The organism is Nostoc sp., assembly GCF_036917675.1.
Lineage (GTDB): Bacteria > Cyanobacteriota > Cyanobacteriia > Cyanobacteriales > Nostocaceae > Nostoc.
Map to the genome: position 1 here is coordinate 1 of NZ_JBALCT010000022.1, position 20,738 is coordinate 20,738.

Annotated in this window: 19 protein-coding genes and 1 pseudogene; 13 read left to right on the plus strand and 7 right to left on the minus strand. The window is 41.6% G+C overall.

The window, feature by feature from the left end; translation table 11 throughout:
- Nucleotides 1-1,582 precede the first annotated feature (1,582 nt).
- The gene (locus V7K31_RS08315) at nucleotides 1,583-2,674 is read left to right on the plus strand and encodes a response regulator (RefSeq protein WP_335093730.1); all 1,092 of its coding nucleotides are present in this window, start codon (nucleotides 1,583-1,585) and stop codon (nucleotides 2,672-2,674) included.
- Nucleotides 2,675-2,731: 57 nt separating this feature from the next.
- Nucleotides 2,732-3,121 (plus strand): annotated as a pseudogene (locus V7K31_RS08320) (response regulator).
- A gap of 51 nt (nucleotides 3,122-3,172) precedes the next feature.
- Here V7K31_RS08320 and V7K31_RS08325 read toward each other — a convergent pair.
- Nucleotides 3,173-4,138 (minus strand): SGNH/GDSL hydrolase family protein, encoded by a 966-nt coding sequence (locus V7K31_RS08325; protein WP_335093732.1) that lies wholly within the window; start codon nucleotides 4,136-4,138, stop codon nucleotides 3,173-3,175.
- A gap of 566 nt (nucleotides 4,139-4,704) precedes the next feature.
- Between V7K31_RS08325 and V7K31_RS08330 the strand changes: the two genes are divergently transcribed.
- The 5 genes from V7K31_RS08330 to V7K31_RS08350 all read left to right on the plus strand — a co-directional run bounded on the left by V7K31_RS08330 (nucleotide 4,705) and on the right by V7K31_RS08350 (nucleotide 8,400).
- A complete protein-coding gene (locus V7K31_RS08330) occupies nucleotides 4,705-6,057 on the plus strand; it encodes a helix-hairpin-helix domain-containing protein (protein WP_335093734.1) in 1,353 nt (450 codons plus the stop codon).
- Between the two features lie 203 nt (nucleotides 6,058-6,260).
- Nucleotides 6,261-6,857, plus strand: coding sequence for a hypothetical protein (locus V7K31_RS08335; protein WP_334823791.1), 597 nt, complete (start codon nucleotides 6,261-6,263; stop codon nucleotides 6,855-6,857).
- 221 nt (nucleotides 6,858-7,078) lie between these two features.
- On the plus strand, nucleotides 7,079-7,618 hold the full coding sequence (locus tag V7K31_RS08340; RefSeq protein WP_335093735.1) for a hypothetical protein: 540 nt from the start codon (nucleotides 7,079-7,081) through the stop codon (nucleotides 7,616-7,618).
- A 109-nt stretch (nucleotides 7,619-7,727) separates the two neighbouring features.
- Entirely contained in the window at nucleotides 7,728-8,042 is a 315-nt protein-coding gene (locus V7K31_RS08345; protein ID WP_335093736.1) for a hypothetical protein, read from the plus strand.
- Nucleotides 8,032-8,400, plus strand: coding sequence for a pentapeptide repeat-containing protein (locus V7K31_RS08350; RefSeq protein ID WP_335093737.1), 369 nt, complete (start codon nucleotides 8,032-8,034; stop codon nucleotides 8,398-8,400). Before V7K31_RS08345 ends, V7K31_RS08350 begins: the two co-directional genes overlap by 11 nt.
- A 115-nt stretch (nucleotides 8,401-8,515) precedes the next feature.
- Here V7K31_RS08350 and V7K31_RS08355 read toward each other — a convergent pair whose 3' ends face one another.
- Nucleotides 8,516-9,457 (minus strand): LysR substrate-binding domain-containing protein, encoded by a 942-nt coding sequence (locus V7K31_RS08355; RefSeq protein ID WP_335093738.1) that lies wholly within the window; start codon nucleotides 9,455-9,457, stop codon nucleotides 8,516-8,518.
- A gap of 215 nt (nucleotides 9,458-9,672) precedes the next feature.
- Between V7K31_RS08355 and V7K31_RS08360 the strand changes: the two genes are divergently transcribed.
- The 3 genes from V7K31_RS08360 (at nucleotide 9,673) to V7K31_RS08370 (ending at nucleotide 12,118) form a co-directional block, all read left to right on the plus strand.
- On the plus strand, nucleotides 9,673-10,383 hold the full coding sequence (locus tag V7K31_RS08360; protein WP_335093739.1) for a cadmium resistance transporter: 711 nt from the start codon (nucleotides 9,673-9,675) through the stop codon (nucleotides 10,381-10,383).
- 79 nt (nucleotides 10,384-10,462) lie between these two features.
- Nucleotides 10,463-11,125 carry a hypothetical protein gene (locus tag V7K31_RS08365; protein ID WP_335093740.1) on the plus strand — a complete coding sequence of 221 codons (663 nt, stop codon included), beginning with the start codon at nucleotides 10,463-10,465 and terminating at the stop codon, nucleotides 11,123-11,125.
- A 564-nt stretch (nucleotides 11,126-11,689) separates the two neighbouring features.
- Complete coding sequence (locus V7K31_RS08370) at nucleotides 11,690-12,118, plus strand: YidH family protein (protein WP_335093741.1); 429 nt, start codon at nucleotides 11,690-11,692, stop codon at nucleotides 12,116-12,118.
- 8 nt (nucleotides 12,119-12,126) lie between these two features.
- Here V7K31_RS08370 and V7K31_RS08375 read toward each other — a convergent pair whose 3' ends face one another.
- Nucleotides 12,127-12,849 (minus strand): class I SAM-dependent methyltransferase, encoded by a 723-nt coding sequence (locus V7K31_RS08375; protein ID WP_335093742.1) that lies wholly within the window; start codon nucleotides 12,847-12,849, stop codon nucleotides 12,127-12,129.
- A gap of 407 nt (nucleotides 12,850-13,256) precedes the next feature.
- Between V7K31_RS08375 and V7K31_RS08380 the strand changes: the two genes are divergently transcribed.
- Entirely contained in the window at nucleotides 13,257-14,309 is a 1,053-nt protein-coding gene (locus tag V7K31_RS08380) for a WD40 repeat domain-containing protein (RefSeq protein WP_335093743.1), read from the plus strand.
- Between the two features lie 194 nt (nucleotides 14,310-14,503).
- Here the strand turns inward: V7K31_RS08380 and V7K31_RS08385 are convergent, their stop codons facing one another.
- Both V7K31_RS08385 and V7K31_RS08390 read right to left on the minus strand, forming a co-directional pair.
- Nucleotides 14,504-15,652: an alanine--glyoxylate aminotransferase family protein gene (locus tag V7K31_RS08385; protein ID WP_335093744.1), complete on the minus strand. Its 1,149-nt coding sequence runs from the start codon at nucleotides 15,650-15,652 to the stop codon at nucleotides 14,504-14,506.
- 13 nt (nucleotides 15,653-15,665) lie between these two features.
- The gene (locus tag V7K31_RS08390) at nucleotides 15,666-15,863 is read right to left on the minus strand and encodes a hypothetical protein (protein ID WP_335093745.1); all 198 of its coding nucleotides are present in this window, start codon (nucleotides 15,861-15,863) and stop codon (nucleotides 15,666-15,668) included.
- A gap of 60 nt (nucleotides 15,864-15,923) precedes the next feature.
- On the opposite strand from V7K31_RS08390, the gene V7K31_RS08395 reads away from it, so the two are divergent.
- A complete protein-coding gene (locus V7K31_RS08395) occupies nucleotides 15,924-16,313 on the plus strand; it encodes a DUF1499 domain-containing protein (RefSeq protein ID WP_335093795.1) in 390 nt (129 codons plus the stop codon).
- 199 nt (nucleotides 16,314-16,512) lie between these two features.
- Nucleotides 16,513-17,181 (plus strand): DUF1345 domain-containing protein, encoded by a 669-nt coding sequence (locus V7K31_RS08400; protein WP_335093746.1) that lies wholly within the window; start codon nucleotides 16,513-16,515, stop codon nucleotides 17,179-17,181.
- Between the two features lie 143 nt (nucleotides 17,182-17,324).
- Here V7K31_RS08400 and V7K31_RS08405 read toward each other — a convergent pair whose 3' ends face one another.
- Nucleotides 17,325-17,492, minus strand: a complete 168-nt coding sequence (locus tag V7K31_RS08405) for a hypothetical protein (RefSeq protein ID WP_335093748.1) — start codon at nucleotides 17,490-17,492, stop codon at nucleotides 17,325-17,327.
- 623 nt (nucleotides 17,493-18,115) lie between these two features.
- Nucleotides 18,116-20,572: an ATP-dependent helicase gene (locus V7K31_RS08410; protein WP_335093749.1), complete on the minus strand. Its 2,457-nt coding sequence runs from the start codon at nucleotides 20,570-20,572 to the stop codon at nucleotides 18,116-18,118.
- Nucleotides 20,573-20,738 lie beyond the last annotated feature (166 nt).

Sequence of the window (20,738 nt, forward strand, 5' to 3'; positions counted from 1 at the left end):
TTATACTCTACCGAGGCGCGAGTCTGATGCTTTTTAAACTTGGGATATCCCTTTTTACCTGGGACTTGTTTTTTGCAGTTGTCGAAAAACCTAGCTTGATGAGGCTTGACTCGTTCCCAGGCGGAGCCTGGGAATGCATTCATTCAGGCTCCGACTCAATTTTGACTGGAGGCAGCAGCCCCTAATCAGACATTCCTATGCTCTGCATGGGAACGAGAACTGGTCAATCGAGCTTCTTTCGACTTGTGTGTACACCGTAGCCTAAAAGGAGAAATTTAAAGAGAGGTTTTCCAGATACCGTGAAAAGTCAGGTACAATTTTGTATTTATATTTGTGATTTTTAAAACTTGAGATTTTTCGGGCAAATTGCTACCATAAAATGATTCACTCATTTATAAGTGTAATTAAATAAGCATCCAAAATTATCTTTAACTGTACATTTTCAGCATTTCCGGGCATCCTAAAAAATAAATATTTATGACAATTGTCTGGAAGATGCTATTAATTAGTTTTCATATTTGCTTTACTGATTTATCATGAAGTTTATATATTTCTGCTAACTTTTTTTGAAAATTATAGTAACCTGAATTTTAGTGAGTACTTTGCTTGTTATCTACCATCTAGCTGAAAATAGCTATTTTGCAGGGATGTACTACCAATCAAGAATTTATAGCGAAATTCTTGAATTTGTCGCTCCAAACTGTACATGGTGACTATTTAGCCCTATACAACATTAGAACCCGTTTCTAGTACTTATGAAGAGATTCCCTTCTGCTGATCTGCTCGCCTGTGCATCTCACCACATACCATCATGGCGGCAATTATCAGCTAACTCATCCCTTGGTCGGAGGTTTACCATTCTTGTTGTGCAAGTGATAATGCTGCCCAATCCCAAGACTAAGAGTTGCTCTACAATCACAAACTTAAGTAAGACATTGAACTTTTGGAATGCTTAGTTTTTAATAATACTTTTTCTTTTGATGAAGTTTCCCTCAAGAATAAACTTCTAAGAAAAGTACCCGACGACTTTCGTCACGGCTACAAAAACATAGTTTGTCAGCGCGGACTTAATGCCTAAAAGCCATGATATAGAGCCATTTTCGTCTACGTTACAGTAGATTTTGGTCACTCCAGACTTTAATATTAGGGGTACAAAAACTTTTGCAAGAGAACTAAAGTATTTGCAATTCTAGGCTGCAAAATACGGATAAGAATGATGCTTTTGTGACTGATGGGCGAGAGCCAATGGTCTGTGCGTGACACTTGAGTTACTGTTAGATTGGCTAGATTAGCGAAAGATACAGAAAACCAATCTAATTTTTGAAATACTATATCCTGGCAACTAGTCGGGCAATTTTGCTATTTAAAAATAGCATGAATTGCTTTAGTTGTAACTCGTGGATTATAGCTTAACAGAGATTGGTGAATTAAGAGTTGGGGGGTGTGGAATCTCTGTACTAACTCAAATGTGACCGCTATATTTATCTGACAGTGCTTCCAACAAAATCGCGGTGAATTCCGAAAAGGTAATTCACTAATTTTGCCTGCAAACAAATGTTAATTTTATTCCAGAGCCATCGCAATGAAGACACTTCCGATTAGTAGATACAGATTTTTCCAAAAGCTCCAGCCTTTATCTCTATTAAAAAAAATCACTGGTAAGTCGGTTACTGGTTGTTTACAGGTGTTTAGCACCTCAGGCTCTTGGTCAATATATATGGACGAGGGTAAACTCATTTATGCCTGTTACTCAGAGAAAATGTTTGAGCCGCTTTATAGGAATTTGCAACGCTTGAGTCAGCAAATTTCTACTCTCCCTCGCGGAATCGACGAACAGTTGCGGGCGATATTTGAAACTGGTATTGAAAATCAAGCAATACCGAATCCAGATTATCTGGCTATTTGCTGGTTAGTCAATCAGAAATATATCAGTTTCTCTCAAGCGGCGATACTGATAGAGCAATTAGCGCTAGAAGTTCTGGAGTCATTTATGAACTTAGAAGAAGGGAGTTATGAATTTATTCCTGACAGCTTTCTGGATGACATGCCAAAGTTTTGTTATCTAAATCTCCGCTTATTAGTTGAACGATGTCAAACGCCCCGAAGCGTTGGGGAAGACTCTCGTAGAGAAGCGGCTTATCATCAGACATCGCCAACTTCTCAATCGCACCCCTCACAATTGTTCAAAATAAATCAACTACAACCTCAAGCCAAAACTACACCACAGTTACCTAGAACAAACGGCTATAAACCAGCAGCCTACCCGATTAATAGGGGTCAGCGAATCATCCAACCGCCTATTGACAAAAAACTCTACACAATCTTTTGTATTGATGACAGTCCTGCGGTATTGAATGTTATTAAAAGTTATTTAGATGAGCAAACCTTTTCTGTTGTCGGAGTCACCGATTCTTTAAAAGCTTTAATGCAAATTGTTCGCACAAAACCCGACATAATTTTGTTGGATATTTCGATGCCTAATTTAGACGGATATGAACTCTGCACTTTGCTGCGTAAACACTCACATTTTAAAAATACACCTGTGATTATGGTGTCAGGAAAAGTAGGATTTATAGATAGAGCTAAAGCTAAGATGGTTGGTTCATCAGGCTATTTAACTAAGCCTTTTACAGAAGGAGATTTACTAAAGGTCATCTTTGAACATATTGTTTAATTTCCTAATATAAAAAATAACTCCACTTAACCAACATATTTTTTAGGAGATTTAAGGTTGAGTATTACCTGGATCGCTACCATTCTAGTTATAGAAGATTGCCTGAGTGAATTGAAATTAATTAGTCATTATCTCAGCGATAGGGGTTACAATATTATTAAGGCGACTAGTGCTAAAAAAGCTCTATAAATAATCTTAGAAGAAAAGCCAGATGCGATTTTTACTGATGTAGTAATGCCAGGAATGAGTACATTTGAATTGTGTCGCTTCATCAAAACAAATCCGGCTAGTCAAAAAGTGCCGATTCTAATTTGTAGTAGCAAAAATCAGGCAATTCACCGCTTGTGGGCAAAGAAGCAAGCTGCTGATACCTATATAATTAAGCCATATACGCCTGAGCAGCTACTGAATGTCATTCAATCATTGGCGCATAAACCGACAAATTAGTTTATGGGACATAACGCAATATTGTTCAGTTAGGTATAGTAGCCCATGTTATTAGTGAGCAAGTGACGCCTCCCCTAGTATTTCTAAAAGCGATCGCTCCATAACTTCACTAACAAATTTATTACCTTGCAACTTGAGGTGAATGTGATCGTGATACAAAGCTTGCGGCTTGGTAGTTGAATTGAATATCGGTAAAAAGTCTATATAATTAATTTGCTGTGCTTTGGTAAAATCGTTTAATCGCTGGCGAGCTTTAATTTCGTAATCGCGGCAACCTGGTTCACCAATTTCTCGCAGTAAGGGAGTCATTACTAATAGAAATTGACTGTTAGTTTGGCGAGTCAGGGCTTGAATTTTGCCGATCGCCTCCAGATTAATTCCAACGCGATCGCCTGCTTCATTATGCACTGCTTTCATTTCGGGAATTGGCTTTTCCTTGACGATATAACGTTGCCAAACTTCCACTAATGCTAGGGGAGGTTTACTATCGGGATAGTTGCGATCGCGTCCTACCGGTAAAGAAGTGGGAGGAGTAGCAAACAAATCATCGGTATTAATTAATAAGATTACCGCTTGGGCGTTGAAATTGCTAAACTTCTGTAAATAAGCTAACTCGTTCCTTGGACCCCAAGAGTTAGCTGAAGCATTCAATACTTCTACTTCCTGATAATTACTATTAGTGGATGATGCCAGAGAATGCATCATCAGGCTTGATATTGTATTAGTCTGATCTGTCCACCAGCCACCATTTGCAATAGAATCACCTAACAGTAAAACTCGCAGCCCAGAAGGTGCAGGTGTCTTATTTATCGGACTACTTCGCATCGAATACTGATTAATTTCAATGCGATTACCAAAACGACGCGTATACTGGTTAGGAGCCAATAAATAACCAATCTGCTCATCGCCAATGTAAATCAGGGGATTACCAAAGCCAAAGAGCGATCGCAGTCCAATCTCGACTACCACAAACAATCCCATAACCACTGCCAAAATTACGATCAGCGCCACTTTCACCTACCCACACCCTCTGATACCGAGTTGCCTTTCAACGATAGTAACTGACGCATTCGGCATTGGAAAGAGGCACAGGGGTGGGGGTGCAGAAGGGAAAACTTTTCTCCCCAGCTAAGAGGATGTTTTAAAAGTATTATTACTAACAGCAAAAGCACCCAAACTTAACCCCCACATTCCCTTGTAGAGAAGGTAATATGGGAGTTTCAAAGCTTCTTGACCTTTCGGGGAGAGGAATGGAAGCGAGTTTTCTTAGTATACTTTTAGACTTGACAAACATCCTCTAAGAGTTCCCCTGCTTCTTCCCCACTCCCTAGTCATCTGACTAAGCGGATCAACTATGTATTGCAATATGTTTAATAAACTTTAAAGGCAGCAATTATATAGCTATTAACTGTCTATTTAAGAGTTGGCCAAGGTTTTGATATATTTAGGCTACTTTTGTGTAAGAGTGTAGCAGTGTTTTCTAGTGATATAATTTTGTATTATAGGTATTAATACAACTACAATTGTCATCATTTTATCAATTAATTAATTTTGCAATTTTTTTTTCCGGGGGTTAGGTTAAAATGATAAAAATAGCCATACGTAAGTATTTAGGCAAACAAAATGTCTATGACATTGGAGTTGAGCGTGACCATAATTTTGCCATTAAAAATGGCTTAATAACTTCCAATTGTTTCAATAAATCCCATTCGACTGCATATGGTTATGTAACTTATCAAACGGCATATTTAAAAGCTAATTATCCATTGGAATATATGGCGGCACTGTTAACGGCTAACAGTGGCGATACCGATAAGGTACAGAGATATATTACTAACTGTACAAACATGGGTATTTCTATAGATCCGCCAGATATTAATCGTTCTGGTGTTGATTTTACGCCGATAGCGGGAAAGATTCTGTTTGGATTTTCGGCGGTGCGTAACGTGGGACAGAATGCGATCGTCTGTATTTTGGAAGCGAGAAATGAGACAGGAGAGTTTAAATCCCTTCCTGATTTTTGCTCCCGCGTCGATTTGCGTGCTGTTAACCGCCGGACTCTAGAATCGCTGATTTACTGTGGAGCCTTTGACAAAATTCAACCCAACCGCCAACAGTTAATTAACGACTTAGAATTAGTGTATGATTGGGCACAATCTCGCGCTAAAGACAAAGCTAGTGGTCAAGGAAATCTCTTGGATTTATTAGGCGACGGATTTTCTTCGACTCAGAATAAAAGAGCAAATAATCCCTTTGAAACTGCTCCCAAATCTCAACCTGTGATGGATTTTACCCCACAGGAAAAGTTGCAGAAGGAGAAAGAATTATTAGGCTTTTATGTATCAGATCATCCACTGAAATCCTTACGGCAAATAGCACCACTTTTGACGCCAATTAACCTTTCGCAACTGGGAGAACAAAAGGAAGAAATAAGGCTTTGTGCAGTTGTCATGTTGAATAACGTGAAAAAAGTGGTTACGAAAAAAGGCGATCAAATGGCAATTTTGCAAATAGAAGACCTCACTACACAAACAGAAGCTGTAGTCTTTCCCAAAACCTATGAACGCATTAGTTCCCTACTCCAAGTTGATACTAGATTGATTATTTGGGGAAAGGTAGATCGACGCGATGAGCAAACTCAATTTATCCTTGAAGATGCAGAACCAGTAGAAACAGTACAAATGGTGATGGTGGAGTTAAATCCCCAACAAGCAAGTAATATCGAAGAACTACATCGCTTGAAAACAATTTTGCAAGAACAGTCAGGAGATAAAGAAAAGGCAAAAATGCCAGTGATTGGAATTATCCAAACTGAAAATTCTCGTAAACTTGTTCGCTTGGGTTGGCAATTTTGCGTACAAGATTCTAGAATAACTGTTCAAGCTTTGCAAAACGCCAGTTTTACTGCTCATATAAAATCGTTGACTGGTAAGTGAGTTCAGGAGTGAAAAATCTACCAATACTGAAAATCAGGTGAAAAATTATTTTTGCTCAAGTGTCAACAGTAAATTACCTTAACTATTCAGGATTGGGATCGTTTTTTTAGTTACTTGTGCGGATGATATTTTCCTTAAGGTAGTGGTATCTTTTTATGCTAATACCCTTAAGGCTGCGACCGGGGGAAGGAGTTAGGAACTTGATGATCGTAAACGAGCTACATAAATTTGTTTCATACTGTAAAAGAATTCAACCCCAAACTCAGGAGGACATTCAGAAATTTTTTGAAGGAGTGATCTTGTTTCCTTATGATAAGGAACTTCTATTGCAAGCTTATTTATTTCTGAATATTAAAGAATTGTTTCCCTCATGCGCTGAATTGCTGTTATTTGAAAAATCCCCAATTTCAGATTATACAGATTTAGGGAAGTGTGATTTTGTCTTCCTGACCTTTAAAGGTAGTCTGTTTTTAATTGAAACTAAGTTTATTGATACAGAAGCAACAGGAGCTACAGAAAGAAAAAGAAGAAATAAACACAGAAATAAGGTATTTGAGCAAGTTATTACTTTAAAAGGCCGATTTAGTGAATATTGGAATATGAGGCTAGATCAATTAGAATGTGGGGTTTTCACAACAGATTCAGAAGTTGCTTGGCGAGGAAATGGTGTGAACGTCACATCTAAATCAATATCTATAGATTATCTCGAAAAATGGCGAAGAAGTTATCACAGTAGTGAAAAAGTTTCATCTCATCAAGATGGCTTAAAGTTTGAGGGGAAGGTTAATTTGAAAGGTTGAGTTTTGACCAAGTATACTTTTGACGGTGATTTGCTCTCCGTAACTTTGTAGAATTTGTTGAGCGATGCTTGGGTTGGGCTGTTCGGTGTCGCAAGTCCGATTCCAAATCCACCAGATTCCTAAAAGCAATTTCGTCTTTGTCCAATCATAGGTAATGTTGACCGGAAAACATGTCAGATTACTTGAATAAGTACCAAAAGTCTGACAGGAAAACCATACTAATGAGAATTTGGGCTACTACTGCTGTGCTAGCTTCTTCTTGGCTAATATTTGGGGTGATAGGTTCTGAGCCAATCAACGCTACTTCTGTTTTGGTAGAAAATGCTATATTATCTCCTGTGCCAAGGAATACAAAACAGATTACTGTTATTAACACCGAGTTCGGGCTGAGGAGAGTTGACTCCAAAGGTAACGTTACCATTTTCCAGACAACAAGAGTGCCACTTCAGGAAGGAAACGCCTACGGATGGCGAATTAAACTCAAAGACTACCAAGATGAAGTTAAATGGCGCGAAGTCTTGCATTTACCAAAACCTCCAGAAACCTGGGGTACAGATAACGGTGAAGACTTCTCAATATCAGCAGACGGCACTACATCTGTGACACGGCGCACACAGCCGGCTCCAAAGGGTGTGATTGAGAATTTTTGGACGATCGCTCCTGGCGATCCGGTTGGTAAGCATAGAATAGAGGTCTATATTGATGACCGTTTGATCAGTACTTTCGAGTTTGAACTTATTCCAGTTAATCGAGTTAAGTAGATGTAAAAGGGATTGGGCATTGGACATTGTTTATTTCTCCCTGCTCACCTTAACCTTAAGCTGAAGAGTATCTTAGAGATAGAAGTTTGATTCTTGTTGGGTGGCGATCGTGAATACAGAAGAATTCATCCGATTAATCGAAAAGCAGCGCCCATGTCCTGAGGCACTGCCAAAAGGGCTGCAAGCAATGTGGTATGAGAAGAAAGGTGATTGGAGTAAAGCTCATGAAATACTTGGAAATGCCAGCGATGCCGATAGTGCCTGGGTTCATGCTTACCTGCACCGCAAAGAAGGCGATATGAAGAATGCCCATTTCTGGTATCAACGTAGTGGTCAGCCAGAGTTTCTAGGAGAACTAAGCCAGGAATGGGAACAAATAACTTCTGTATTGCTAAGGAAGGTCAACGCGACGCATGAATGCTGAGGAATTAAAACGGCGTTTTGCCGCCGGGGAAAGATATTTTCCAGCTCTCAACTTGAGTAGGTACAAGCTGATTGGAGCCTATTTGCCTGGAATTAATTTATGGGGATCTGACTTGAGTGGAGCTAACCTAGCTAAAGCTAAACTCTGGGGAGCAGATTTGAGTAGAGCTAACTTATCCAAAGTAAACTTTACCAGAGCTAATTTGAGCGGTGTCAAACTGAATGAAGCAAATCTCCGGGGAGCTAAACTCAACCATGCTAAGTTGTATGGAGCGAATCTGACTGGCGCTTACTACGATGAAAGTACACGGTTTTCTAGAGGTTTTGACCCCATCAGTAAAAATATGCGGAAGGTATAAAGAGGATTGGAGACCGGGGAATTTGTTACCCCTGACTCAGGCGTGGGGTATTCTGAATTCTGTCTTCTGACTCCAATTCATATTTTTCCATATACACTGAATTTTTCTCGCCGACTTACTTATTTAACATAGACGATATCAACATTTGTTCAAAGACTTTGGAGAGAGCAGTTTGAAAACGCTGACGATGCTTGAGTTTGAAAAAAGGTCGAACTATTTCTGCGATCGCACCTTTGCCTTCTCTGTTATCAATAACTCGAATTGTCCGCAGAGTTCCTAGTTGGATTTCTTTTTTTACCATCAACTCAGAAATTCCAATTGCACCGACACCATCTTCGATCGCTGCTTTTGTCATCTCTCCACTATTGAATACTAAAATTACATTCAGTTCACTGAGATTGATTCCCCAATTTTGGAGGGCTTCCTCAAACCTTTGCTGGGTTCCAGAACCTGGTTCTCGCATCACCCAAAGGGTTTGAGTCAATTGGCTTAAGTCAATTTCTCCCCACTCAAACCAAGGGTGTTTTTGACCTACCACAATTTGTAAGCGATCGCTCCCCACTATTTCGTATTCTAGAGTATTCTGGAGCGCTGGCTTCACATCTCCTTCCACCAAACCTAAATCAAACTGTCCTGTCGCCGTTCCGACACAAATCTCTTCTGTATTAGCAAGGCTACAGTCAATCTGGATACCGGGATATCGGCTCTTAAACTCACTAATCTTGCTTGGTAGCCAGTAGTTACCAATTGTCAGACTCGACCCTAATTTCAATTCACCCCGTTGCAGATTGTTCAATTCTCGCAATCCCCTTTCAGTCAAGGAAACTTGATCGAGAATTTTCCGCGCTTCCACTTGCAGTAATTTACCCGCCTCAGCAATCTCGATATGGCGACCAATCCGATGAAATAGTTTCACTCCATATTCTTGCTCTAAGTTGTGGATTGCTGCACTGACGGCAGGTTGTGTAATATAAAGCTCCTCTGCTGCGCGAGTAAAGTGTAAGTGCTGCGCCACAGCTATAAAGATTTTTAGCTGCTCTAGCGTCATTCCTGCCATTTATGGTATCCCTACAACTTGGTGTCAAAATTTTAATCACTTTCATTTATCATTTTGACAAACAAAAGCATTTGATTCTATCGGTTAGTTTGACTAAAGTATAAATCAAGGCTTCGGCACGGACTCAAACGGACAAGTAGAGAGCAGGGGAAGCAGGCGGAAATAACCAACGCCCAACGCCCAATCCCCAAGCATGAAAATAAGGACTTCCAAAAATGAGCGATTTCGTAACTGCAATTACCACAGGGATTACCGCATTCACTGCCACCAACATCGATGATATTGTGGTTCTGACGTTGCTTTTTTCGCAAATAAGTAAAACGTTCCGCAGTCGTCACATCCTGGCTGGTCAGTATCTCGGTTTTGCTGCATTGATCATTGCTAGCCTTCCCGGTTTCTTCGGTGGACTAATCATCCCGCAGGACTGGATTAGACTACTTGGTTTAATGCCAATAATTATTGGTGTAAGTAGTTTACTAAAACGCGAAGAGGATTCACCAGAGTCAGCCGAAGAAGAAACCGAGCCGTCTTGTCCTTCTATAGTTAGCAGTTTTCTCTCTCCGCAAACTTGTAACGTAGCTGCGATCGCCTTTGCCAATGGTAGTGATAATATCAGCGTCTACGTGCCTCTGTTTGCCAACTCGGAATTAGATAGTCTGCTGGTGATACTGAGTGTATTTTTTACACTAGTGGGTGTGTGGTGTTATGCCGCTTATAAGTTAACCTACTTGCCTGCGATCGGCAACTTCTTAACTGAAAATGGCAACACTTTTGTGCCTTGTATCTTGATTGGTTTGGGTGTATTTATTGTCACAGAAAATGTTACTTGGACTCTTTTATCTGTAGTTTCTAGTTATATATTCTCATTGATTTTAGGTTCCAATACTCAACCGTCGAGTGAAGAACAAGAAAAACTAAGTATCTAGAAAGATGTGCATCATGCATTTTCTCGTCAAAATGAATTCAAAACTACAAAATATCTTACCCATCAACAGGAATCAAAACATGAAACTCTGGAAATCTCTGCTAATTCTGTTAATGATTTTTGTTAATCTTGCCTTTGCTCAACCTTCATTTGCTGATAGACCAAAATTTAGCAAAAACCCTGATTATATCGAAGTCACTAAAGCTCTTAAGGAACTGTCTCAGACAAAAGATGCCCAAACTCAAGTTGAAGGTCTTACACCAGAAGAAATTCAAAAGAGAACTGAGGAATTAACACTGCAAAAATATGCTTTAGAGACAGGAATCAACTGGGGTCAATGCGACAACCAAACAGGTAATACCGTAGCAGTATATGGCAAAAGACCAAATAGTGAAGACAATGAAGATGCCGTATACGAGAATAATTTGTATTTTCTTGCTAATGGTCAGTCCACTAAAAAGAACTGGGATTGTGATGGAATCTATCTAGCGAATGATGTCAAGGTAGCAAATTTCACTTCTAGTCCGAATGGTCAAGGTGAAGAATTGAGAGGGCCGGTGGCTCTGAAGATCCTTGATGGAACTCAGTTGGTGATTAAGACAAATCCAGCTACTGCTGCGATTGAATTGAATGTTCCGACTGTAAAAGCGATCGCGGGCAAAGAGGCTAACTGGTTTATCCCAGATATATCGCAGGCTGTCATAGAGACACGAGTTCCTAATGCGCCTAGTAATCAGGCTTGAAATAGAACTGCATAGTTAGTCTATTTTTCAATGATTATTTCTTCTCAATTTCAACAGGGTAACAGCCAAAATTAGAGAAAAAACCTGACTTGCACTGGTGAAAAATCTCTCTAAATCTTGGCTGTTTTTTTATGACCCCTTATTACTTACAGTTGCTCTGTACCATTAATTACGAATTAGCAATTATATCATGTCCGCTTGATTACTTATTAAACCCTAAGAACCCCAAAGAGCCAAAGCTATGCTTTGTCTCCCCTCCTGAAGAGCTCTTAGGGGATTAAGAGGAGCCAGCGCTCAGAGGGGTCTCCCCAAGTGGAGTATCTGGCGTGTGGGGTCCAATGACTGTGGGAATCACAACTAATTATGTGGACATGATATTACTCAGTCAGGCTTGTTTTATTTCTATATCTGCATTAAAATAAATTTTGAAAAAAAATGTACAATCACAACAGGCATATTTCAGTAGCGCAACTATTGTGCTGGGTGCAAGTCATCTGGAAAGAGATTTCCTACCACCTTCGCATTTTTTTGATAAGAGCCGCTTTGGGGATAAGGGTGTTATTGATGCAGTTAAAATTGAAACCTACAGAAGAAGATAAAGATAAAAAAAAGCCAGGACGACTCAACCCGTCCAGAGTTAGAGATCACTTGGCAAATGAGCGTACCTACCTCGCTTGGATGCGGACAGGGATCGCTCTTTTGGGTTTTGGTGTCGTCATCGTGCGTTTGCGTGCTTTCCAAGTACCTTTGATACCCCATCCTGGGAACGGTTGGAAATTAGGTTTAGTCTTCTCGCTGGTGGGTTTAATCACGGTGTGGCTCTCAACGGTACACTATTTCGCAGTCCGTCGTGATATCGAAGAAGATACTTATGAACCGACAGACCGATGGGTGTTGCTGTTCAGTCTCGCTGTGATGATTCTCGGAACTGGGGTAATCTATTTTGTTTTTACAACTTCTTTAGATCCATCAAGTCCACTTATACCTGAGTAATAGTATTTTCAAAACCGTACCTTATACAACTCAAATAATTCCCCTGATTTCTGTCCTACTACTTTACCACCAGCCGCCTTAATCGTTTTTTGCCACTCAGCTACAGGCTCTAAAAACACCTCAGCCCCCAAATAGGTTTCCAGAACTGCCCAATCTTCCGCTAAAGGCTTTTCTGGATTGAGGATGTCAAACACAAAATGTCCACCTGGTTTTAATACCCGCTTGACTTCTGCGATTACAGCATCCCAATATTCGAGTGGAAAATAGCAGCTGAATCCGGTGGCGATCGCTAGATCAAATTGCTCTGATGAGTAGTTTAACTGATGGGCTGCTCCCAATTCAACACCTTTGAACAGCTTAGAATTCAACTGTGGTCCACGGGAATTGAGGGTATCGCGTGCCATATTACTGATTTCTTGCCCATGAAAAAATGCTTGCCAATCCCGCCAAGGATAAATTAAAAAGCTGATACCACAGCCAATATCTATACAGTGTTGGTTTTTTTGAGGTTGAGCGATTTCCCAAAAAGGGGAAGCAATTCTCCCTGAGAAACTACCAGCAATCCACTCCCGGAATATTGGCATCGCCTGGACTTCGGTTGGGAGTTCAAAGGTTTCACCTTGATATTCTCGGTTAAAGCGATAGGCTATTTGGGCTAATCTTTCGTCCCAGTTGCTTGATTTGGCTGAAGTAAAGAGATTTTGGAACTGCGAATCGGACTTTTTGGACATTATATTTCTGTTGCTCTTTCTAAGGATTGTAGTCAAATTCGCTTTGCGATGTCTGTTGACAAGCCACTTCTCTACGAGACGCTCCGCGAACGTGTCTATGCACTCCAATCTAATCTCCTGCGGGAGTTTGTCCGACTTCGTAGGTGTAGTCAACATCCAAAAGCATCAAATAGTATCACCTTTCTCTTTGAGAGACGTAAAGATTAGGTGATTCCGCCGTACTGTACTAGCCTTTTAGGAACTTGCAAAAGTCATCGACATCGTAAAATAACTCTTCTAGACTGAGCATGGTGTCATTCGGTTAAGCGAATGTTAGCAATGTCAACGTATCCGACTGCCTTTCCCTTATTTGGAACTCACGTTAATTCTTATAACTTACTTACACTTACTTCAGGAGAACAGTACTGATGTTAGACAACTGGTTGAGCAAAAAACAGATATGGCTGCTGCGTGGTGTGGCGATTCTGATTTTTATGGCACAGATTGGGGCATTTGTCTGGGGCAGTTACCGAGCCACGAATATCTGCAAGTTGTCGCAACCGCATTCCCCCTATTGCGATTTGACAGTAGTGCAGACATTGACCGGGGAAGCGTCAGCGATTGCCCTCGGTGCTGATGGTCATACCTTGGTCAGTAGCGGCAGCAAAACTATTACCGTCTGGCATCTGCCCAATCAGCAACCGCAATTAACCCTCCAAGGAAATACCAACAATATCTATGACCTTGCCCTGGGCACCGATGGTAAAACGTTAGTGAGTGGGAGTTTTGACAAAACTATTAAGGTCTGGAATCTAGCCACGGGAAAACTCAAATTCACCCTGAAAGGGCATTCTGAGGCTGTGAATGCGGTCGTGATCACGCCCGATCAGCAAACGGTTGTGAGTGCCAGTTACGACAAGACCATTAAGGTGTGGAATTTGGCAACTGGACAATTAAGGAACACGTTGGCAGAAACACCGGATGCCTTGATAGTATTAGCGCTGACTCCGAATGGCCAGACTTTGATTAGTAGCGATTCGGGCGATCGCATCACCCTGTGGGATCTGGCAACTGGACAAAAAGGCATCACCTTGAACGCACATTATGGTACAGTCTCCACTTTAGCTATTAGTCGCAACGGCAAGTTGCTGGCCAGTGGCAGTGCCAAGCAGGTGAAGTTATGGAACCTGGCAACGGGAGAATTGTTGCAGGATTTTGAGGGCTTCTATTTTCCTCAGATCACCATCGCCTTTAGTCCCGATGGGCAGTCTTTAATTGCCGGTGGAGGATACAAACCATATCGAATTTGGAATCTGACAACGGGGAATATAGAGGCAACTCTGGCGAAGGACAGCAACTGGTCGGGGGCAATGGTGTTTAGTAGGGATGGCAAGACCCTGATTACTGGAACTCAGGACGGAATCACAGTGTGGAGATTTGCTGCGCCGAGCGACAGGGTTGATCATGCTAGTGGGACTTAGGCAAAAAACACTCAAAAATAGCCTCAAATCTATATACAGAAAGACTTTGACATCGTTTTGCTTAGTTTCTTAATATATCTGGGTTTGGGCTATTTTTGAGCATAAGATGTATTCCTCTGACTCTGCATGGGTTTGAGGCTTATTTCTACCTCAAAAATGTTTAAGTCCCGTTAACGCACCTAATTAGGCCAAAACTACTTAGGCAAAACTTGCCTTAGTGCTGCTAAAAGTTGGTCAACGCTTTCCTTACGACTATTAAAGCCCATCAATCCTACGCGCCAAACAAGACCTGCGAGTTCGCCAAGACCACCGCCAATTTCAATATTATGTTCATTGAGTAACTGCCGAGCGATCGCTTTACCATCTACCCCTGTGGGAATGCAGACAGTGGTAAGCGTTGGCAGTCTATACTCTTGCTCAACGTGCATACTCAATCCTAAATTTTCCAACCCTTCCCAGAGATATTCGACATTTTTTTGATGTCGCTGCCAGGAGTTTGCTAACCCCTCTTCTGCAAGCAAACGCAATGCTTCCCGCAATGCATAGTATAAATTAATCGGTGCTGTGTGGTGATAGGTGCGTTCAGCACCCCAATACTTGCCCAGCAACAACATATCCAAATACCAGTTTGCAACCTTCGTTTGGCGTTGCTGCAATTTCTCAACTGCCCGCGCACTCATTGTAAAAGGCGAAGCACCAGGTGGGCAACCCAACCCTTTTTGGCTACAACTATAAGCTAAGTCAACTCCCCAAGCATCCAAAAACAAGGGGACGCCACCCAAACTTGTGACTGAATCCACTAGTAAGAAAGTGCCAAATTCACGACACAAATCAGCGACCCCTTCCAACGGTTGACGTGCGCCGGTGGAGGTTTCGGCATGAACAAGAGCTAAAATAGTTGGACGATGAGTTTTTAAGGCTGTTTGAAGTTCATCGAGGTTGAAAACTTGTCCCCAAGGTTTGGTAATGGTTCGCACATCTGCGCCATAACGTCCAGCCATATCCACAAGGCGATTACCAAAGTAACCAGCTACACCAATTAAAACCACATCACCGGGTTCAACGGCATTGGCGATAGTTGCTTCCATTGCGGCTGTTCCCGTACCACTGACTGCAATGGTGAGTGGGTTTTCTGTTTGCCATACGTAGCGTAGCAACGACTGAATTTCATCCATGAGTGTGAGAAAAGCTGGGTCAAGATGCCCAACCGGTGGGGTATTCATCGCCTGGAGAACTGTGGGATGGGCATTGGAGGGACCAGGCCCTAACAGTAAACGGGATGGCATTTCTAGCGGTGTGAGTTGCAAGCGCCCAGAGTCGTTGATGGAAATTGTTTGCGTCATAATCTGTGTTCGCTTAGACAATACTTACCGGATCATAGAGCGATGGCTTCGCCAACGCCAGAGGCGAACGCATCACCGATGTTTTAGTGAATCCGTCATTTGCCAGAAGATGCGATGTCTGACCACAAGCCCTTTGGGTTCGGGGGTTCGCAATCGACGCCAAGCGCCAAGACTGCGACCCCCTCACCGCTTTGCGTCTACGCCGCAACATATTACACTAATTTAAATAAAGTTTGACAGTGTACTTATTCACTTACCCGGAGAGATAATGATGGTTTTTGCTGGTAAACCACCAAATAATTTAGGTGTTAACAAGGGGAAATTAGCATCCTGTCCTAATTCCCCTAACTGCGTTTCTAGTCAGAGTGCAGATGCAAGCCACAAAATTCTACCACTGACTTTTACATCTACCCCACAAGAAGCGATCGCTAATCTTAAAAAGATTATTCAGTCCTTACCAAGAACCAAAATCATTACCGAAAGTAAAGATTATTTATATGCAGAATTTAAAAGTGCTTTACTGGGATTTGTGGATGATGTAGAATTCTATCTAGACCGGAATGCTAATATTATCCAAGTGCGTTCAGCCTCACGCTTAGGTGAAAGCGATTTGGGTGTCAATCGTCAACGAATAGAGACGATTAGAGCTAAGTTAAAGTAATTCGTACTTGATATAACGGTTCCCAAGTACATGAAGTAGATCAGATCAAAACCTCACCCCTAACCCCTCTCCTTATTAAGGAGAGGGGAGATAAATCTGTCTTATTAGGAAAGGTTATAATAAGGCTCGCTAACGTAATTCAATTACGAATTACAAATTAGTTAAACTGGACTGGATAACATCTGCGATCGCAACATTTGTGAGACTTAATTTATTTAAAAACTTTGACCCTCGACCCCGACTAATCTTTGCTGTCGGACTCGCTGTATTAGTTTCAGTAATCCTTCCGCTTTGGCTGCACTTACCCACTCGCATTCTCTGCGCTTGGAACTCCGGTGTTGACTTTTTCTTAGCCGTAACGTGGTGGAAGATGATCAAGGCTACCCCAGAAAAAATTCGCCGTTATGCTGAGAATGAATATGAAGGACATTTCGCTATATTCATGCTGGTGATCGCTGCGGCTTGTGCTAGTGTTTTAGCCATTGTGTTTTTACTAACTGATAAAAAAGGGGTGTCCAAACTTCTGCTTAACCTACATGTCATACTTTCAATTATGACCATTGTCGGTTCCTGGTTACTAGTGCATACGATGTTTGCAGTGCAATATGCACACAGCTATTACAAATACATTAATCGTAATAATAGTCAAGAAATCACCAGAGGTTTAGATTTTCCTCATAACGACTGTCCAGACTATTGGGAATTTTTATATTATTCTTTTGTAGTTGGCATGACTAGTCAAGTTTCAGATGTGGAGACGACATCACGCGATATGAGGCGCTTGACTCTGTTACATAGCATATTATCCTTCTTTTTCAATACCACCATTTTAGCTATGACTATTAATATCGTTGCATCGCTGATTTAAAAATTGCTTGACTCAGCCAAAAGTATTGACCGAGTTTACGATATTTAAATTTTGGATAATGGAAAAGAAGATTCAAAATCCAAAATTTAATGCATGTTTGAGACTTGCGAATTTAAACGCGAGAATAGGAGTATGTCACTAAATTAACTCGCGTGTTCCCAGTCACTGAGTAACTCATGCTGTTGTGCTGTTTTCTTGCATTTACGGAATGGTACTTTAGGAGTACCAATATTCATCCCAGGAAAAGACTGTTTTTTTGTCTTGGTGGGTCTATTTTCTTGTGTCGTTGAACTGAACTGTTGGGTTTCCATTCGTAAATAAATTTCTGATTAAAACCTGAACACCAATCAATCTATAACATCAATTTTAAAACGGCAAATTTAACTTTAAATTAAATAGCTTATTTCATACAAATATTCTGGGACAATCTGATCGCTAGAACATCAAATCAGTAATCCTGGAAGAACCTCTCCTACGTTCGCGTAGCGGCACGAAGTTTTAGCTCCCCCTTCCCTTGTCTAGGGTGTACACACAAGTCCTAAAAACCTAGCTTGATGAGGCTTTACTCGTTAAGAGTCGGAGACTCTTAACGCATTCATTGAGTATCTGATTCAATATTCTGACTGGAGGCAGAGCCTCTAATCAGGCATTCCCAGTCGGAGACTCTTAACGAGATACGAGATAAATGACGAAAGTTACCCTCTACATTCGACTTGTGTGTACACCGTAGCTTCCCTTGTAGGGAAGGGGGGGTTAGGTTTTTGATTACTGAATCGATGTTCTATAGCAGTCCTAAATCATTTGTGAAAATTTTTGTAGATTCCTCTCTCTGCGCTCTCTGCGCCTCTGCGGTTCGTTAAAACAGTAATTTTCACAACTCAGATAGGATTGCTATAGTAACTGGGGATTCTATTTAATTTATTAAGAGTTTTGCTCACGCTTGTTTAGTCATTACTGCTAAATTCACTACACATTCAGGAAACTGACGCTTTAATGCTGGAAAAACCGGACAAGGCGCTTGTTCTTGTAAATTATCCGGTTTACTCCAAGTAAAGGGGGCTTTCTGCGCTGCTGACATCCACACCAGACGCTTTGCTCGTGTCATCGCAACGTAGAGTAAACGGTACTCCTCAGATATTTTCAAATGCTTTGCTTGTTCCCATGCTTGCGTAACATCTGGTATGGTAGATTCTCCGTGGAGAGCAGCACGAATTTGGGCGCGGGCTACCTCTGATAAGGTAAAATCCCCTAAGAACTGGCTTTGGGGAGGAACCCAAAATCTGCCAGGAATTAAGTTTTCGTGGAGAAAGGGAAGAAACACATAGTCCCAATCCAGCCCTTTGGCTTTGTGCATGGTAATAATGGTCAGTTGGCCGGGACGTGTGTAACGTGCTTCCGAATCGTCGGTTTCCACTGGTTCAAACCGTTCGGAACTGACGATTTCACTTAAAGCTGACAGCATTTCCCCCATCGAACTATTGCCAGCTATCTGCTGGTTTACCCGTTCTGCGAGTTTGTCAGCAGTTGCCAATTCTGCCTGTTCATAATTTAAGGTCAAAGCGAGAAAGGAAATTAGCTGGTACAGGGGCAATTCCAAGCGAGCGCGGAGTAAGCTACGACACAAGCGAGCAGCTTTTTGGACTGTTTCTGGCTGGGGTGCTGCTAGGGGACCAGGATATAAAAATTCTTCTGGGAGACTAGCAAGGGCGTTGAGGTCTTGGGTAGGAATTAATTGGCGCTGTACTAATACTTCTAATGCGGCTTTGAGGTAATCGGGAGAGTGGGGGCGATCGCAAAATTGCAGTAATGCTAAAATTTCTTGGGGGACATGGGAACGGCGATCGCGTTCTCCCACATCGTAAAGTGTAATATTATGCTCTTTGCACACAGGTGTCAGAGCCTCTGCTAACCATCGTCCTTGGCGATTTTCTCGGACTAAAATCGCGGCACTATTTTCTGTTGGGTCTTCGCCAAATAATTCAATCACCCTTTGAGATAACAATTCAACGGTGTGATGAATGTCACGCGGTGTATAAAGTTCCAATCCTCGTCCGACTGGTGCGGGGTTGGCGTTAGTTTGTGGATCACCAACTTCAACAGGGCGAATTGTCTGTAAGCGAAATGGTACTTGTCGATTGATAGGAGTCTGTTGTTTGTTGTTGGCTGCTGCTAACGACTGAGTATTGATCCATTTGAGGGCAAAGTTAGCCGCTTCAATGATAATTCTAGTACTGCGACCAGCTTGATCCATCGTTGCCAATTGTTTAATGCGATCGCACTCTTCGCAAAATTGCCGAAAATAAATCGGATCAGCTGGGGTAAATGTGGAGTTAATCGCTTGGTTGGGGTCGCCAACTCGGACTAGATTAAGTGAGGAGTGAGGAGAGACGCGATTAATCGCGTCTGTACAAGAATTATCTCCCTTATCTCCCTCATCTCTGTGATCTCCCCTTGCTCCCCCATCACTCGCCAAAATTTCTAACAACTGCGTCTGTAGGGGGCTAGAATCTTGGGCTTCGTCTTCAAAGACGGCGAAAACTTGGTTTTGTTCAATGCGACGGGCGCTGTCGTTTTCTAAAACGCGCAGTGCGGCTAAAATCATATCGTCGTAGTCAATGAAGTCACGCGATCGCATTAAGTTTTGATATTGCTCATACAATCCCGCCGCTACGCTCAAAATTGCATATTCTTCTCTTGTTTGTTTACTCCACTCCCGCAACTTTTCTGGTGATATCCCAGAACTTTTTGCTTCATGAATTACCGTATTAGCCAATTCCGGTAATACTTCTGTTCGCAGCACCGATTGGCGACGCAACCTCTCTGTCTCTTCTCCATCAAATTGATGACCTTCTAATAACCGCAAATATATTCCGGAATTATTTGCAATCCATTGCTCTACAGATGTTCTGATCAAGCGGTGACTTTGGGTTGGTGTAATTAATGTGACATTTTCTAATTGCAAACCTGACAAATCAGAATGGCGGCTGGCAATATTTAACGCTAAACCATGTAGCGTATAGACAAAAAAGCCCATCTGAGGTAGAGATAAATCATCTCGTAAGAATTTGCGAATCTTCGCTTTAATATTGGCAGCAGCCGAGCGAGTAAAAGTCACAACTATCAAGTGACGGCGGTGAGATGAACGTTCATATTGACGGGCGATCGCGATCGCCGCCGCCGCCGCCATTCCAGTAGATTTACCTGCACCAGGAACGGCAGAAATAGCCAAAGGACCAGATTGCCAGTCAGCCATTTGTTGTTGTCCAGGGCGTAGACTGTTGCGGATTGCGAGAATCTTCTCCCGTAAAGGAAGAATAGGCGATCGCCCAGAAAATTCTGAGTGGAGTGATTCTTGAGGCACAGCAGCAGCAGTAAAATTAGAGTCGGACATATCAAACTTTTATATTTTAAATAGATATTGAATGTAATTCCCAAACCGCACATATGAATAATCTTCGGTGATTATTAATCCCAAATTACTAGATTGCTGATAGTAGTCTGTAAAAATGTGAAGTGGTAAATAACATTCAGTCCTACAGATTGATTCCTTTGAAATA